A 15,163-nucleotide genomic window follows, 5' to 3' on the forward strand; every position below is an offset into this window, starting at 1 on the left:
ACGGAGATGTTGCCGCCGTTGTCATCGGCGGCAACATCTCCGTTTCCGCCGTTCGCCCCCGCTCCGCCGTTGCCGTAGAACAGCCCGCCGCGACCGCCGTTACCGCCGTGCCCGCCGTAACCGCCGCTGGGGCCGGAAGTGTCGGCCGAGCCGCCGGCCCCCCCGGCCCCGCCGGAGCCGAACAATGTGGCGCTGCCGCCGTCGCCGCCGACGCCGCCGAGGCCGGCGAGCTTGCCGACGCCGCCATTGCCGGCTGCCCCGCCCGCACCTCCGTCGCCATACAGCAACCCGCCGTGACTCCCGAGACCGCCGTTCCCGCCGATCCCGCCAATTTCGCCGGAACCGGCCGTACCGCCGGCTCCGCCGGCCCCGCCGGTTCCGAATAGCTGCGCGGCACCCCCGTTCCCGCCGTTGCCGCCCTGGCCGCCGAGCCCGAAGGTGGCGGTGGCCGGGCCGCCGGCGCCGCCCGCGCCACCGAGCCCGCCGTTTCCGTACAGCAGCCCGCCGGCCCCACCGATTCCGCCTCCGCCACCGCGCCCGCCTTCACCGTTGGAGCCGTCTTCGACCCCGCCTATCCCGCCGCCTCCGCCGGTCCCGCCCGCGCCCCAGAGCCCGGCGGCCCCGCCCGTGCCTCCTGCTCCGCCGGTTCCGCCGAAGCCGGCAGGTCCGCCGTTGAGCACCCCTGGTCCACCGGTTCCGCCGGTCCCGCCATTGCCGAACAACCACCCGCCGGCGCCGCCGTTTCCACCGGGTGCGCCGGCCCCGCCAGCCGCTCCAGCACCACCGTTGCCGATCAGTCCGGCGGCCCCGCCACTTCCACCGGCCTTGCCCGGGTCGCCCGGCGCGCCGTTACCGCCGTTGCCGTACAGCAGGCCACCGGCCCCGCCGTTGCCGCCCGGAGTCGTCGCGTTGGCGCCGTCGCCGATGAGGGGGCGGCCGAACAGCGTCTGGGTGGGCGCGTTGATCGCATCGAGCAGCGTCTGTGCCACATTGTTGGCCTCGGCGCTGGCATACGATCCGGCACCAGCTTGCAGGGCATGCACAAACTGCTCATGAAATAACGCGGCTTGTGCGCTGAGCGCCTGGTAGGACTGCGCGTGGCTGCCGAACAGCGCTGCCACGACCGCCGAAATCTCGTCCGCACCGGCGGCCACCACCGCCGTGGTCGGGGCTGCCATGGCGGAATTCGCCGCGCTGATCGTCGAGCCGATGTTGGCCAGATCCGTTGCGGCTGCCGCCATCGTCGCCGGGGCCGTCGTCAAGAACGACATCCATTTCCTCCAACCAAATTCCTGGCCCCCGCGGCTCCGATGCTAATGCGGTTGGCCAGCGGATTTGCGGGATTTCACAGCAACGCGTCAGGCATCTTGAGCTGGCAGGGTGCGCGGGCCTGGTGGGATGATTCGAAATGTGCACCAACCCGCTCCAAAGGGCGCTGCGTGGGCCGACAGCTACCTGAATGTCGGCAGTTTCCGGTTCTGGTTCGTCGGCCAGCGCTGGGAATGGTCTGACGAGGTGGCGCGGATGCACGGTTATGAGCCCGGATCGGTAGTGCCGACGACGAAACTGCTGTTGTCCCACAAACACCCCGACGACCGTGCCCATGTCCAGGACCTGTTGGACTACGCCTTGAAATCGGGGGAGCCGTTTTCGAGTCGTCACCGATTCGTCGACACCGAGGGCAAGGTGCACGATGCGATCGTGGTAGCCGACCGCATGCTGGACGAGACGGGTGCCGTGCTGGGCACCGCCGGCCATTACATCGATCTCACCGAGACCTTTGACGAGGCCCGCCAGGAAATGCTCGACGAGGCGCTGCCGGACCTGTTCGAGAACCGCGCCGCGATCGATCAGGCCAAGGGTGTGCTGATGTTCGTGTACCGGGTCAGCGCCGAGCAGGCGTTTCGGGTCCTGCAGTGGCGTTCGCAAGAGACGAACGTCAAGGTGCGTGCGCTGGCAACACAACTGCTCGAGGAGATCTCCACGCTGCCCTCGCCGTCGCCGGTCGTGCAGAGCCAGTTCGACCACTTGTTGCTGACCGTGCACGAACGCATTCCGCCCGAGTCCACTGGGTAGCCTGCTGGCGATGGAACTGTTGGCCGTTCGCCAGGAATCGGGTGCCGAAGCGGTTGTCGTGCGCGCCGAGGGGGACGTCGACTCGAGCACCGTCGACGTGCTCGCCGAGCAATTGACGGCCGCGCTGCAACAGGCTGCGACTCACCCGGCCCGGCTGCTCATCGTCGACCTGCAGCCGGTGACATTCTTCGGCAGCGCCGGGCTGAATGCGCTGCTCGACTGCCACGAGCGCGGCCGGGCGACGGGGACGTCGGTGCGACTGGTCGCCGATCACGCGGAGGTGATGCAACCACTCGAGGTGACGGAGCTGGATCGCATTCTCGATGTCTACCCGACCGTCACCGACGCGTTGCGCGCCGACGCTGGCTGAATTGGGCGGGTCAGGCGTCTTCGAGCGCCTCGCCGAACTCCTCGAGCAGCCGATTGTGGTGGTTGTTGGCCATGATGTGCCCGGTGGCGATGACCAGGGCGACGGGCCAGTCGATGAGTTCGAGCACGGCCAGCGCGGCCAGACCGCCATAGTAGGCCAAGTGGTCCGGCGGCGGAATGTGCACGGGCCCCACCACCGGAAGGTTGACCGCGAACTTGTCGCCCGCGCGGACTTTCGCCACCGCATCGCGCTGGGAGGTGGCCCGTCGCGTTTTCTTTTCGACCATGGTTTGCCTTTCGGTAACTAAGGGTTTGCCGTCGAGCCTGATCGTGCGGTCACTGTCGGGAATATGTCGAGGACCGACGTCCAGCCCGACCCGCTAGTTTCGTCGTTTGCCGCTGTGCTGAGTGTGCCGTTGCGGGAGATTTACGCGGTGCTGTGGCGGGTGGGACTGGTTGAGATTGTGAGTGCTGATCCTGCACCTCATCGTGCGCCGGGGCGTCGCGTTTTTCCAGAACGCGATTCAGAACGGCCATCGCGACCGTCGCGGCAGCGGCGGAACCCAGCGCCTGCCCCCAGCCGACCGGACCTATCGGGGTACAGCCGAGCAACTGGCTGACGATCGGAATGCTGATCAGCGTTCCCATCGCGGCCAGCGATCCCGCGGCGGTGAGCAGCACCAGCCGGTCATGCGAGTCCAGCAGGGTTTGACCCAACTGCGCGGCGACCAGGGCGACCAGTGCGACAGTGGAGGCACGGCGCGGCAGCCCGGTGAACCCGGCCATTGTCCACGCGGCGGTCGCCGCGGCCGCCGTCGTCGCACCGCGGATGCCCACCGCCCGCCACAGCGCCCGCTGATCGGGGCCTCGGGCGCCGGGTGTATTGGGATCGCTGGGCTTGCTGACGGCCAGTGCCGCGGCGGGCAGTGCGTCGGTCAGCATGTTCACCAGCAGCAGTTGACGAGTGTTCAGCGGCGAGACCCCGGTGATGGCACTGCCGATGATGGCGAAGGCCACCTCGCCGGCGTTGCCGCCCAACAGTACCGACACCGCAGCCTGCACCCGCTGCCACAGCTGGCGTCCTTCCAGGATCGAGGGCAGCAGTGATTCGATCCGGCCGTCGAGCAGGACCATGTCCGCGGCGACCTGGGCGGGATCGCTCCCGTGGCCCACGACTCCGATGCCGACGGTGGCGGCCCGGATCGCGGCGGCGTCGTTGGACCCGTCGCCGACCATCGCGCACACCCGTCCGCTGGTCTCCAGCGTCTGCACGATCTGCACCTTGTTCTCCGGCGTCATCCGGGCGAAGATGATCCGCTCCCGGACGGCCCGTTCTTGATCCTTGCGCGACAACGCATCCCAGTCCGCGCCGCTGATGATCTGCTCCGGGGTTACCGGTATGCCGAGTTCCTCGGCGATGGCCGCGGCGGTGATCGGATGATCGCCGGTGATCAGCCGCACGTCCAGGTCATGTCTGCGCAGATCGGCGAGCAGGCCGGCGGCTTGCGGGCGCGGTGTGTCGGACAGACCGAGGAATCCGACCAGCGTCAGGCCGTCGCGACAAAGGCCGGCGAGTACGTTGGGGTCGTCGGGTTCGCGCGAAACCGCTTCAGCCTGTTGGGTATTCAGCCGCCGGCGCGCCACGGCGATCACCCGCAGACCACCGGCAGCCAGTTCGGTGACCGTGCGATCGATCTCCGAATCGACATCGGTGCAGGCCGCCAGCACGATTTCGGGGGCGCCCTTGACGGTGAGTTGCGTGCCGGAAACCGACGCGGAGAACGACCTGCCGGAGCGGAACGGAAGGTGCGCGTCGGGGTCTTGGGCATGCGGGTCCGAGCCGTTGGTGCTGGCCGCTTTGACGATGGCGACATCGGTGGCGTGGATCTGTGGGCCGCCGTTGGATGGCGGGGCCGCGTGCACGGCGCAGCGCAACACCTCGTCGTGCGAGTGGCCCGGCGCCGGCCGCACCTGCGCCACCCGAAGGCGGTTCTCGCTCAGCGTTCCCGTCTTGTCGAAGCAGACCATGTCGACCCGGCCCAGCGCCTCTACCGAACGTGGGATGCGGACCAGGGCGCCGAACTGGGTTAGCCGCCGCGCCGAGGCCTGTTGGGCCAGCGTCGCCACCAGCGGCATGCCCTCGGGAACCGCGGCCACCGTGACCGCGATGCCACTGGCGACGGCTTGGCGTAGCCCTTGGCGGCGCAGCACGCCGAGGCCGGTGACAAGTGCGCCGCCGGTCATGCTGACCGGCCAGGCCCGGTTGGTGAGCTGACTCAATTGGTGGTGCAGACCGACCGTGGACGGCGCCCCGGCCACCAGGTCAGCCGCTCGCCGTTCCTGAGTGTCGGCGCCGACGGCGGTCACCACCGCAACGGCGGTCCCGGCGACCAGTGTGGTGCCCGCGTAGAGCATGCAGTGCCGCTCGGCCAGGTCCGCCCCGGGTGTGGGTTCGACTTGTTTGGTCACCGAAAGCGATTCGCCGGTAAGCGCGGATTCGTCGACCTCGACGTCGACCTCCTCGATGACCCGCGCGTCGGCAGGCACCACTTCGTGGGTACGCACCTCGATGACATCGCCCGGGCGCAGCTCTGCGGCAATGACTTCGACATACGTCTGCTGGCCGTCGGGACCGGTGACCACCTTCCGTGCCGGTGGCACCTGTTGCGCCAGTAAACGATTGAGCCGGCTTTCGGCCCGCAGCCGTTGGGTGGCCGCCAGGATCGAGTTTCCGGTCAGCACCGACCCGACCATGACCGCGTCGACGGGTGAGCCCAGCACGGCGCTGGCCGTCGCACCCAGGGCCAGCAGGGGGGTCAACGGGTCGGACAATTCCGCGCGTACGGCGCCGAAGAATTGTGTAACCCCTTTGGCCGGCCACGTGGTCAGTTGTGCCGCGCTGTGCAGCCCGCCGGCCAGGGCGCGGACGGGCGACTTCTGCGGTTCGGGCGAGGCATCGGTTTCCGGCGCCGGCAAGAGCTTGCGCACCTGCTCGACGGACATCGCGTGCCATTCGTGAAAGGCTGCCGGACGCGGGGTTTGGGTTCGGAAAACCCGGCTCGCCAGCGAGTATCCCGACAGCAGGCCGGCCGCCGCACCGGTGGTGACGGGTCCGGGACCCAGGCCGCGGACGCCGGGCAGCATCAGCAGTGCACCCAAAGCCGATGCCCCACCTGATATTTCGACACCGCGCCGGCGTGCGTCCCGGGCGGGGGGAATCGCATGCATGACTCGCCAGGCCGCCGCGAGGTCGGGCAGTAAAAGGTCGGCGCAATAGGGTGGGGCACCGGTGTTCGGCAGGACGCCCAGCGCCACGTCTGCAGCCGAAATCGCTTCTGTGCCAACCGAAGACAATATCGCGACGGTGTGGCCCGCCTGTTGCAGGTCGGTGACCGCGCCGGCCAGTGCGTCATCGATGGAGCCACCGTGTCTTGGCCGGATCTCGTCGAAGGCCGGCCGCAGCTCACCCAGGGAGTCGACATCGACGGTGACCAGATCCATTCCGGTGCGGTGTGCCTCGGCGACCACGGCCGAGGCCAATGGATCGTGTGCGGGCAGGAAGAGTGCCTCGACTTCGAAATTCGGGGCGTCGGCCGATATTCCGGGCACGCGGTGCCAGCCCGCGCGCAGCGTGTCCTTTTCCAGGACGAGCTGGGCCCGGTTCCACGCCGCCGTCAGCTCGTCGGGGTGGGCGCCGCGGATACGTGCGACGCGCAAGTGGTCGGTGCACAGCACGCGCGGGTCGATCACGATCGCGTCGATCCGATCCAGCCGGCGCAGGCTCTCCGGGCGCAACGGCAGTGCCCCGTGGTGCTGGGCCAACCCGTGTCCCAGCGCTGCGGCGAAGGCCTCCGGCGCAGTCCGGCTGGCCTTGGGAGTGGCAACTAACGCGGCGGTGGCTGCCGTGTCGGGATCGCCGGTACCGGCCCCGACCAGTCCGGTGCTGATCGCCTGGATGAGGGCGAAGCGACCGGCGTTGGGTTCGGCGGATCGCGGCGGGGTCACCGGCCGCGACCGCTGCGCGGCCGGTTGGTCTGCGTAGCGGGCCAGCTCCGGCTCGTGGCGGCGCCAGGCTCGCGCCGCGGCGCGGCATTCGGCGGCTCTCAGCGATTGCATCACCAAACCCACTGACAGCGACGCCGGCGCTTGGGTGACGGTTTCGGCGGCAGCCACGGCCAGCGTCATCACCGTGTCGGCTGCCGGAGCACCGATGCGATCTTCGAGCAGCCGTCGCACCCGCGGCTGGTAGTCCACTGCCACCACGGCGGCCAGCACGCTGACCGGCAAGCGAGGCCAGCGCAGTGCCCGGCCGGTCACCGCGATGCCCAGTCCGGCGGCGTTAGCGGCCACCGTCACCGCCCGGGTAGCCAGCACCACGCTGTCACCCGGCAGGCTGGTTGCGGCCGGCTTTTGTGTTGTGCGGCAATGCTTTTCGGCTACTCGTACGGTGCGGCACAGGTCGCGCAGCGAGGTGTCCCGCTCGTCGAGGTGGACGACGACACGCGACAGGGGGTGGTTGAGGCTGGCCGACGTGACCCCCGGGTGGCTTCGGATCGCGTCGAGCACAACCCGGCCGAGTTCAGCGCCGCCGGCGGCGCTGAGGCCGCGGACCTCGATCCACGCCCGGTTTTTGCCGCGCCAGCAGTGCCGGGTGAGCGTCTCGGGAGAGACGTCGGCGGTAAGCGCCCTGGCTCCTTCGCGGACTGGGATGGCTGCGATTCCCGCGAGGGCCGATATTGACCGTGTTAAGGATGTGGCAATGCTCAATGGGCGGCCAGCGCTGCGTGACTAGTTGGTGCTGCGCAGATCCGCGGTGCCTGCTCGGCGGCCGGCCGTCTTCTTGGCAGTCGTTTTGCTGGGCGCCTTCTGCGGCGCGGCCTTCTCCGGCTCTGGCGCCGGCTTGGTGGGCACCGGGGTCAGCTTTGCTTTCGAAGGCGGGGCGGATACCTCTTGCCTGTCGTTGTTGATCTTCCGCAGCAACAACGCACCACCACCGACGGCCAGCAGGATCGGCCACTCGACTATGCCGGCGACGCCGAGCGCGCCGATGGCCAGCGCAGCGGCGGGCGTGGACTTGCTGCCCTTGCTGATTCCGCGCTGGATCCCTTCAGCGGCTCCGCTGACACCGCCGACGACTCCGTTGACCGCCGCGCCACCTACCGCCCCCGCGGCCGCTGTGGTCGCAGTCGCCGCACGATTCACTGTTCGACCCACACTGCGGACCGCTCCGCCGACGACACCCATAATTACTCCCTGGCCTTGCGCTTGCGCGCTGATATACCCGTGGTTTCAAAGCTCAAGCCTGCCACGTTATAAACGCGCGTACAACGAGCAATCGATAACCACCGGCGCGTGGTCGCTGGGTGCCTTGCCTTTGCGCTCCTCGCGGACGATCTGTGCGTCGACCACGCGGTCGGCCAACGCCGGCGAGGCGAGGATGAAGTCGATGCGCATGCCCTGCTTCTTCGGGAACCGCAACTGCGTGTAATCCCAGTAGGTGTAAACCCCGGGGCCAGGCGTGAAAGGCCGTACCACATCGGTGAATTGGGCATCGACAATCGCGTTGAACGCGTCGCGCTCCGGGCCGGAGACGTGAGTGCAGCCTTGGTAGAACTCGGTGCTCCACACGTCGTCGTCGGTCGGGGCGATGTTCCAGTCGCCGACCAGGGCAATCGGAGCCGAGGGATCGTCGCGCAGCCAGCCTGCGGCCGTATCACGCAGAGCAGCAAGCCAATCCAATTTGTATTGGTAATGCGGGTCGGCCAGGGCGCGGCCGTTGGGCACATACAGGCTCCATACCCGTACGCCGCCGCACGTGGCGCCCAGGGCGCGAGCCTCTGCGGTGGCGGCCACCTCCGGCTTGCTGCTCCAGGTGGGTTGACCGTCGAAGCCGACCTGCACATCGGTGAGACCGACCCGGGATGCGATGGCCACGCCGTTCCACTGATTGAAGCCGACGTGTGCGACCTCGTAGCCGAGCTCGAACAGCGGCAGGGTGGGGAATTGGCTGTCCGAGCATTTGGTCTCCTGCATGGCCAGTACATCGATTTCGGCGCGGCCAAGCCAGTCGACGACGCGGTCCAGGCGGGTGCGAATGGAATTGACATTCCAGGTGGCCAGTCGCAGAGTCCCGTCGGGCAAGGTATCTCCTAACTCGAAAGATCAACCGCCACAGCGTGGTTTGCGCACGGGCGGGTCGGCGAGCACCCGCAGTGCCACCACGTCAGTGGGATCGCACTCGACGACGTTGCCTCTTTTCGTCCGCACCGCAACCACCGGGTCGACAGCCAGCAGGTGCCCGACCGCATCGGTCAGTGGCGGGACCGACCCGGCGGGCAGCCGGTAGCGAACCGTCACTCGCGTTCCCAGGCTCGGCCACGAGACCATTAGTGACCGAACGGGTCCGGCCCGTCGCCGGGCAGCCAGGACAATCCGGGAACGCCCCAGCCGTGGGACTTGACGGAGCGTTTCGCGGCGCGGGCGTGCCGGCCGATGAGGCGGTCGAGATACAGGAAGCCGTCCAGGTGCCCGGTTTCGTGCTGCAGCATTCGGGCGAACAGGCCGGTGCCTTCGATGGATACCGGATTGCCGTCGGCGTCGAGTCCGGTGACTCGCGCCCAGTCGGCCCGGCCGGTGGGAAACGACTCGCCGGGTACCGACAGGCAGCCCTCGTCGTCGTCGCCGGGATCGGGCATGGTCTCCGGAATTTCCGAGGTCTCCAGTACGGGGTTGACGACGACGCCGCGGCGCCGGTGGGTCAGGCCGCGGTCTTCTGAACAGTCGTAGACGAAGACCCGCAACCCGTACCCGATTTGGTTGGCGGCGAGCCCCACGCCGTGGGCGGCGTCCATGGTTTCGTACATGGTCTTGATCAGTTCGGGCAGGTCGGCCGGTAGGGATCCGTCGGCGCCGACCGCTATGGGAGTCGTCGGCGTGTGCAAGACCGGATCCCCGACGATGCGAATGGGTACGACTGCCATGGTCGGCTAGCTTAAGCCTGCCGACGATGCGGGCCGGAACGGCCCGAGAAGGAGGTGGGCAATCGGGCTGAGCCTGCCGACGATGCGGGCCGGAACGGCCCGAGAAGGAGGCGGGTGGGGGCAGCTCCCGCTCGGCTCTCGTCACATCTGTCGCAGCCGCCCCTCCCAGGAGGAGTGAGTGTTTTGCCCGCCTCATAGCGACACCCCGTCCTGTCGCTCTGAGGCGGGCAAAAAGGTCACTACTCCGCCCAGAGACGCAAGTGACAGTTGCGACCAGTGCGACTTGCCGGCGCAGGGCCACCGCACCCGGTCGGCGCCACATTCCACCCAACTCGGCCGACTCGCGGGTCTGCATTACTGCTTGAGGGTTCGCGGCGTGGTTCAATATTCGCGCAAAACATGCCCGATGTAAGCCGATGCACGTCAAGTCATTCGAAGTTTGGGAATTCGCCGGAAGGGTCCAGGGGAAGCAATATGGACAGCGCCATGGCGCGGGCAAATCGAGCGGGGGACGATGCTGAAGTTGCCGATGGGCTGACCCGTCGCGAACACGACATCCTGGCATTCGAGCGTCAGTGGTGGAAGTTCGCCGGCGTCAAGGAGGACGCCATCAAAGAGCTGTTCTCGATGTCGGCAACGCGCTACTACCAAGTGCTCAACGCGCTGGTCGACCGGCCCGAGGCGCTGGCCGCCGACCCGATGCTGGTGAAGCGATTGCGACGGTTACGCGCCAGCCGGCAGAAGGCGCGGGCGGCGCGCCGCCTCGGCTTCGAGGTGACCTGACGCCGGGCGTGCTTTTGCGGGTTCTGGCACTCTCCTGGCTACAGTGGGCTCGATGAACGAGCGCGTACCCGACTCTTCGGGGCTTCCCCTGCGGGCCATGGTGATGGTGCTGTTGTTCCTCGGCGTCATCTTTCTGCTGCTCGGCTGGCAGGCCGTGGGTTCGTCGGGGAACTCTGACGACGATTCGTCGTCGCCGGTGTCCTCGGTTGCCAGCAGCACCACAACGGCGACGTCGACGAGTGGTAAGCCCGCGGCGAACCAGGCCGAGGTGCGTGTGTACAACATCTCGGGCAAAGAGGGCGTTGCCGCACGGGCGGCCGATCAGCTCAAGGCGGCCGGTTTCAAGGTGACCGAGGTCACCAATCTTTCAGTATCCGACGTTCCGGTGACGACGGTGTATTACACCGACGCCGAGGGCGAGAAGGCCACTGCGGATGCGGTTGGCCAGAAGCTGGGCGCACCGGTCGAGCGCAGAATCGCCGCACTCGCCGACCAACCGCCCGGCGTCATCGTCCTGGTGACGGGCTAGGCTCTCGCTATGCCTAAGCCCGCCGGTTACCGTCCTGTCGCCGCCGCTGCAGTCTCCGTTTTCGCCGCGACCGCCTGTGTCGCGCTGCTGACCTCGTGCTCATCGCCCCAACACGGGTCGTCGACCCCGGGTACCACGCCATCGGTGTGGACGGGATCGCCTGCGCCGTCGGCGATGTCGGGTCACGGTGGGGAGTCACTGCCCACCTCGGAGAGCCTGTCCACCGTCTTGAAGGGCCCCGACGGCACTGAGGTCGCGACGGCGAAGATCGAGTTCAGCAACGGCTACGCCACCGTCACGCTCACCACGGCGAGCGTGGGGGTGCTGTCGCCCGGCTTCCACGGCGTGCACATCCACAAGGTGGGCAAATGCGAACCGAACTCGGTGGCCCCGACTGGCGGCGCGCCCGGGGACTTCCTGTCGGCCGGGGGGCACTTCCAGGTTCCGGGCGGCCGCAGCGCACAACACTCCAGTGGTGACCTGAGCTCGCTGCAGGTGCGCAGCGACGGTTCGGGAACGCTGATCACCACGACCGACGCCTTCACCAAGGACGACCTGCTGGCCGGCAGCAAGACCGCGATCATCATTCATGCCGGCTCAGACAACTTCGCCAATATCCCCTCGGATCGCTATAACCAGACCAACGGGACGCCGGGTCCCGACGAGACGACGATGACCACCGGTGACGCCGGCAAGCGGGTGGCGTGCGGTGTCATCGGGTCCGGCTAATCCGCCGATCAGCCGGGCGGGTGCCCGGATTGATTTCACCCGCTCGCCGCGTCCGACCGTGGGCGTGGAGTGGGAGTTCGCTCTAGTCGATAGGCACACCCGCGACTTGAGCAACGAAGCCACGGCGGTGATCGCCGAAATCGGCGAAAACCCGCGCGTGCATAAGGAATTGCTGCGCAACACCGTCGAGATCGTCAGCGGCATCTGCGAGTGTTCCGCGCAGGCGATGGAGGATCTGCGTGAAACCCTGGGTCCGGCTCGCCAGATTGTCCGCGCCCGCGGCATGGAGTTGTTCTGCGCCGGCACCCATCCGTTCGCGAAGTGGTCGACCCAGAAGCTGACCGACGCGCCGCGCTATGCCGAACTGATCAAGCGCACCCAGTGGTGGGGCCGGCAGATGCTGATCTGGGGTGTGCATGTGCATGTGGGTATTTCGTCGGCGAACAAGGTGATGCCGATCATGTCGGCACTGCTCAACTACTACCCGCATCTGCTGGCGCTGTCGGCGTCGTCGCCGTGGTGGGCCGGCGAGGACACCGGATACGCGAGTAACCGGGCGATGATGTTTCAGCAGCTGCCCACCGCCGGTTTGCCGTTTCAGTTCCAGACCTGGTCGGAGTTCGAGGGATTCGTCTACGACCAGAAGAAGACGGGGATCATCGACCACGTCGACGAAGTCCGTTGGGACATAAGGCCATCGCCGCATCTCGGCACGCTTGAAATACGGATCTGCGACGGCGTGTCCAATCTGCGTGAGCTCGGGGCGCTGGTGGCGTTGACGCATTGCCTGGTCGTCGACCTGGACCGGCGCCTGGATGCCGGCGAGAAGCTGCCGACGATGCCGCCCTGGCATGTCCAGGAAAACAAATGGCGCGCCGCCCGCTACGGCTTGGACGCGGTGATCATCCTGGACGCCGACAGCAACGAGCGGCTGGTCACCGAGGATCTCGATGAGGTGCTCACCCGGCTGCAGCCGGTCGGGAAATCACTGAATTGCGCTGACGAGCTGGCCGCGGTTTCCGATATCTACCGCGACGGCGCCTCCTACCAGCGGCAGCGCCGGGTCGCCGAGGAACACGAGGGGGACCTGCGCGCGGTCGTCGACGCGCTGGTCGCCGAGCTGGTCATTTAGTCGCCCGTCCGGCACCAGCATGGCACCGGTTTGCCCGGCAACCAAGTCAAATGTATGGTTTGCAGTCTTCATGTATAGTTTTCCAAGGGGTGCGCGGTGTCGTTCGTTTATATCGCCGGCGCAGGGGAGCCGACGGAGTCTTCGCCCACATCGGCAGTTCCGACCGTGGTGGCAGCGGTGGTGCCAACAGCGACGGGGTGAGGTGAGTGCACCCGTATCCCGCAACGGTGGCACCGGCATCGCCGGCGATACCGGTGCGCCCAGATGCACCGGCGAGCCCGGCTGACTTCGGCAAGCAAGGAAGGCCCCGACCGATGCGGCGTTACTGTGGACCCATGGCGGCTGTCGAACCCGTCGACTGGGCAATGTTTCCGCTCGAAACCGCGCTCTTGCCCAACCAGGAGTTGCCGCTGCGCATCTTCGAGCCCCGCTATAGCGCGCTGGTGCACCATTGCATCGAGAGCGGGGAGCCCTTCGGCGTGGTCCTGATCTCGCGCGGTCGTGAGGTCGGCGGCGGCGACTCCCGGTGTGATGTGGGCACCCTGGCCCGCATCAACGAATACGTCGACGAGGGGGCTGGTCACTATCAACTGCGCTGCCGAACCGGCGAGCGAATTCGGGTGCGGCAGTGGCTGTCCGACGACCCCTATCCTAGGGCGACCGTCCAGACGTGGCCGGATGAGCCCGGCGACCCGGTCACCGATAGCCAACTCCGCGATATCGAAGACCAGGTGATGGCGCTCTTCGGACGCGTCGCAGCGGCCCGCGGCGCCGTGCTGCCCGGTCGCGACGTACTGCTGGGCAACCCCGACGCCCATCCGGGTGGCGCCGGAAACCGCTTGTATGCGTTGGCTTCTCGGGTACCGATCGGCGTGGCCGACCGCTATGCGGTGCTCGCGGCGCCCTCGGCTGCCGATCGGCTTGCCGCGCTGCGCGAAGCGGTCGAGTCGGTGGCCGCGGTGGTGGAGTTCGAGCTATCGGATTGACGCGTGGCGCCGGCGATGCGCCGCAGCATCCGGCGCACTACGATCCGGTGTCCGCCGCTGCCGATGACCAGCGCTCGGTACACCTTTCCGTGTAGTCCCGGAAAGGCGGCAAACGTCAGCGCCCGCAACCGGGCGCCGTCGCCGTCGCGATCGACTTCGAATACCAAGCGGTAGACGGCGAACGGATGCCGGCCTTTCAGCGTCAGCCGATGCGGCGCGTCTGCCTGTTCGAGCCGGAAACCCAGCGGAACCGTGGTCGGGTCGTCGGGGTCGCGGCACATTTTGCTCAGCAGTGCCGACCAGACGTCCGACGCCGATGCGTGCAGCCAGATAGCATGTCCATCGATATAGGGTAACCGTTCCATATAGAAGGACCATACTAGATCGTGGCACCTCCGCGGAAGCATGAGACTGATGTGATCCTGGACGCAACGCGCGCCCTGGTCCTCGCGCATGGACCGCGCGCGGCCAGCGTCGCGGCCATTGCCTCGGCCAGCGGCGCGCCCGCCGGCACGCTGTATCACCGCTTCGGCAATCGCGATGGCGTGGTCATCGCCGCCTGGCTGCGGGCGCTGCAGCGGTTCCAATCGCGCGCACTGGCCGCCGAAGGCGATAGCGCTTTGGCAACCGCGACGGCCATGGCCGTGGCGGCCATCGGCTTCGCGCGGGAGCTGCCCGATGATGCGCGGCTGCTGTTGACCATCCGCCCCGGCGATCTCCTCGACGGCCAGCCCGACGCGACGTTCGGCGACACGCTCGCTGCAATGAACGCCCCGCTCATCGAGCGGGTGCGCGAATTGGCCGCTCAGCTGTACGGCAGCGGCGATCCACGTTCGGTCGATGCGGTCAACCGAGCCGTTGCCGACCTGCCGTATGCCGTGGTGCGCCGGCATGCCTACGACGATCCGTTGCCCGACTGGCTTGAATCCGATGTTGCGGCGGCAGCCCGGGTGCTGCTGGAGAGTTTCGCCGCAAGCACATAGTGGCTGCGGCATTCAATCTCTGTTCAACGTCGGTGTGGGATTACTAGCCGTATCGGTGGCGAAAGGGCGAACCATGCCATTTGCAATTGTGGCCCCAGACTCGCTGGAAGCGGCGGCGTCGGACCTAGCACGTATCGGCTCGACGCTTAGCACTGCCAACGCCTCGGCAGCGGCTTCGACGACCGGGTTATTGGCCGCCGGGGCCGACGAGGTGTCGACGGCCATAGCGGTACTGTTCGGCTCCCACGCGCAGGCATACCAGGCGATCAGCGCCCAGGCAGCGGCGTTTCACGAACGATTCACCCAGACGCTGACCGGCGGCGCGCAAGCATATGCAAGCGCTGAAGCGATCAATGTTCAGCAGTGGCTGTTGGGCCTGGCGAATGGTACGAGCCAGGCGATGACCGGTCGCCCCTTGATCGCCGACGGCGCCAACGGACAAACCCTGAACGGGGTGGGTCAACCCGGCGGCGCCGGCGGATGGCTGATCGGCAACGGCGGCAATGGCGGCGCGAGCACCGCCGCCGGGGCGGCCGGAGGAAGCGGCGGGGCCGCCGGCCTGTGGGGCAATGGCGGCATGGGGGGTACCGGTGACG

Annotated in this window: 15 protein-coding genes and 3 pseudogenes; 10 read left to right on the forward strand and 8 right to left on the reverse strand. The window is 67.7% G+C overall.

The genetic code is table 11. The features are described 5' to 3' along the window. Positions 1 to 1,271, reverse strand: a 1,271-nt coding sequence (locus tag AWC27_RS19800) for a PE family protein (protein ID WP_139837104.1), incomplete at its 3' end; no start/stop codon positions are given. Positions 1,272 to 1,398: 127 nt separating this feature from the next. Between AWC27_RS19800 and AWC27_RS19805 the strand changes: the two genes are divergently transcribed. Further along, complete coding sequence (locus tag AWC27_RS19805) at positions 1,399 to 2,076, forward strand: PAS and ANTAR domain-containing protein (protein ID WP_085672051.1); 678 nt, start codon at positions 1,399 to 1,401, stop codon at positions 2,074 to 2,076. A gap of 10 nt (positions 2,077 to 2,086) precedes the next feature. Further along, positions 2,087 to 2,446, forward strand: coding sequence for an STAS domain-containing protein (locus AWC27_RS19810; RefSeq protein ID WP_085672052.1), 360 nt, complete (start codon positions 2,087 to 2,089; stop codon positions 2,444 to 2,446). Positions 2,447 to 2,456: 10 nt separating this feature from the next. Here AWC27_RS19810 and AWC27_RS19815 read toward each other — a convergent pair whose 3' ends face one another. Then, positions 2,457 to 2,732, reverse strand: a complete 276-nt coding sequence (locus AWC27_RS19815; protein ID WP_085672053.1) for a hypothetical protein — start codon at positions 2,730 to 2,732, stop codon at positions 2,457 to 2,459. A 63-nt stretch (positions 2,733 to 2,795) separates the two neighbouring features. Between AWC27_RS19815 and AWC27_RS33285 the strand changes: the two are divergent. After that, positions 2,796 to 2,867: pseudogene (locus AWC27_RS33285) on the forward strand (hypothetical protein); the annotation flags it as partial. A 22-nt stretch (positions 2,868 to 2,889) separates the two neighbouring features. Here AWC27_RS33285 and AWC27_RS33025 read toward each other — a convergent pair. From AWC27_RS33025 to AWC27_RS19840, 5 genes and pseudogenes are all read right to left on the reverse strand, one after another. Further along, positions 2,890 to 7,212: pseudogene (locus AWC27_RS33025) on the reverse strand (HAD-IC family P-type ATPase); the annotation flags it as partial. Positions 7,213 to 7,233: 21 nt separating this feature from the next. Further along, entirely contained in the window at positions 7,234 to 7,689 is a 456-nt protein-coding gene (locus AWC27_RS19825; RefSeq protein WP_085672055.1) for a hypothetical protein, read from the reverse strand. A 66-nt stretch (positions 7,690 to 7,755) separates the two neighbouring features. Continuing rightward, complete coding sequence (locus AWC27_RS19830) at positions 7,756 to 8,571, reverse strand: exodeoxyribonuclease III (protein ID WP_211281675.1); 816 nt, start codon at positions 8,569 to 8,571, stop codon at positions 7,756 to 7,758. Positions 8,572 to 8,628: 57 nt separating this feature from the next. Further along, positions 8,629 to 8,832, reverse strand: a pseudogene (locus AWC27_RS19835) (putative acetyltransferase); the annotation flags it as partial. Next, on the reverse strand, positions 8,832 to 9,425 hold the full coding sequence (locus AWC27_RS19840) for a peptide deformylase (RefSeq protein WP_085672057.1): 594 nt from the start codon (positions 9,423 to 9,425) through the stop codon (positions 8,832 to 8,834). The gene AWC27_RS19840 and the pseudogene AWC27_RS19835, both read right to left, overlap by 1 nt. A 474-nt stretch (positions 9,426 to 9,899) precedes the next feature. Between AWC27_RS19840 and napA the strand changes: the two genes are divergently transcribed. From napA to AWC27_RS19865, 5 genes are all read left to right on the forward strand, one after another. Continuing rightward, positions 9,900 to 10,208, forward strand: coding sequence for a nucleoid-associated protein NapA (gene napA, locus AWC27_RS19845; RefSeq protein WP_083116274.1), 309 nt, complete (start codon positions 9,900 to 9,902; stop codon positions 10,206 to 10,208). 52 nt (positions 10,209 to 10,260) lie between these two features. Further along, the gene (locus AWC27_RS19850) at positions 10,261 to 10,737 is read left to right on the forward strand and encodes a LytR C-terminal domain-containing protein (protein ID WP_085672058.1); all 477 of its coding nucleotides are present in this window, start codon (positions 10,261 to 10,263) and stop codon (positions 10,735 to 10,737) included. 9 nt (positions 10,738 to 10,746) lie between these two features. Then, entirely contained in the window at positions 10,747 to 11,466 is a 720-nt protein-coding gene (gene sodC, locus AWC27_RS19855; RefSeq protein WP_085672059.1) for a superoxide dismutase[Cu-Zn], read from the forward strand. After that, positions 11,447 to 12,598 (forward strand): glutamate--cysteine ligase, encoded by a 1,152-nt coding sequence (locus tag AWC27_RS19860; protein ID WP_085672060.1) that lies wholly within the window; start codon positions 11,447 to 11,449, stop codon positions 12,596 to 12,598. Before sodC ends, AWC27_RS19860 begins: the two co-directional genes overlap by 20 nt. Before the next feature lie 335 nt (positions 12,599 to 12,933). Further along, positions 12,934 to 13,584 (forward strand): LON peptidase substrate-binding domain-containing protein, encoded by a 651-nt coding sequence (locus AWC27_RS19865; protein ID WP_085672061.1) that lies wholly within the window; start codon positions 12,934 to 12,936, stop codon positions 13,582 to 13,584. Here the strand turns inward: AWC27_RS19865 and AWC27_RS19870 are convergent. Further along, positions 13,482 to 13,949: a hypothetical protein gene (locus AWC27_RS19870; RefSeq protein ID WP_245847319.1), complete on the reverse strand. Its 468-nt coding sequence runs from the start codon at positions 13,947 to 13,949 to the stop codon at positions 13,482 to 13,484. The two genes, AWC27_RS19865 and AWC27_RS19870, sit on opposite strands and share 103 nt — an antisense overlap. A gap of 21 nt (positions 13,950 to 13,970) precedes the next feature. Between AWC27_RS19870 and AWC27_RS19875 the strand changes: the two genes are divergently transcribed. Together AWC27_RS19875 and AWC27_RS19880 are read left to right on the forward strand one after the other, a co-directional pair. After that, positions 13,971 to 14,567, forward strand: coding sequence for a TetR family transcriptional regulator (locus AWC27_RS19875; RefSeq protein WP_085672062.1), 597 nt, complete (start codon positions 13,971 to 13,973; stop codon positions 14,565 to 14,567). Positions 14,568 to 14,640: 73 nt separating this feature from the next. Continuing rightward, positions 14,641 to 15,163 (forward strand): PE family protein (locus AWC27_RS19880; protein WP_139837105.1); only part of this gene is annotated, 523 nt, incomplete at its 3' end.

It is taken from the genome of Mycobacterium szulgai (assembly GCF_002116635.1).
GTDB classification, from domain to species: domain Bacteria; phylum Actinomycetota; class Actinomycetes; order Mycobacteriales; family Mycobacteriaceae; genus Mycobacterium; species Mycobacterium szulgai.

Bases quoted from the DNA above. Each gene is read 5' to 3' on its own strand.
- AWC27_RS19815 (WP_085672053.1), bottom strand. From the start codon at position 2,732: ATGGTCGAAAAGAAAACGCGACGGGCCACCTCCCAGCGCGATGCGGTG.
- AWC27_RS19865 (WP_085672061.1), top strand. From the start codon at position 12,934: ATGGCGGCTGTCGAACCCGTCGACTGGGCAATGTTTCCGCTCGAAACC.
- napA (WP_083116274.1), top strand. From the start codon at position 9,900: ATGGACAGCGCCATGGCGCGGGCAAATCGAGCGGGGGACGATGCTGAA.
- AWC27_RS19840 (WP_085672057.1), bottom strand. From the start codon at position 9,425: ATGGCAGTCGTACCCATTCGCATCGTCGGGGATCCGGTCTTGCACACG.
- AWC27_RS19870 (WP_245847319.1), bottom strand. From the start codon at position 13,949: ATGGAACGGTTACCCTATATCGATGGACATGCTATCTGGCTGCACGCA.
- AWC27_RS19825 (WP_085672055.1), bottom strand. From the start codon at position 7,689: ATGGGTGTCGTCGGCGGAGCGGTCCGCAGTGTGGGTCGAACAGTGAAT.
- sodC (WP_085672059.1), top strand. From the start codon at position 10,747: ATGCCTAAGCCCGCCGGTTACCGTCCTGTCGCCGCCGCTGCAGTCTCC.
- AWC27_RS19805 (WP_085672051.1), top strand. From the start codon at position 1,399: ATGATTCGAAATGTGCACCAACCCGCTCCAAAGGGCGCTGCGTGGGCC.
- AWC27_RS19810 (WP_085672052.1), top strand. From the start codon at position 2,087: ATGGAACTGTTGGCCGTTCGCCAGGAATCGGGTGCCGAAGCGGTTGTC.
- AWC27_RS19850 (WP_085672058.1), top strand. From the start codon at position 10,261: ATGAACGAGCGCGTACCCGACTCTTCGGGGCTTCCCCTGCGGGCCATG.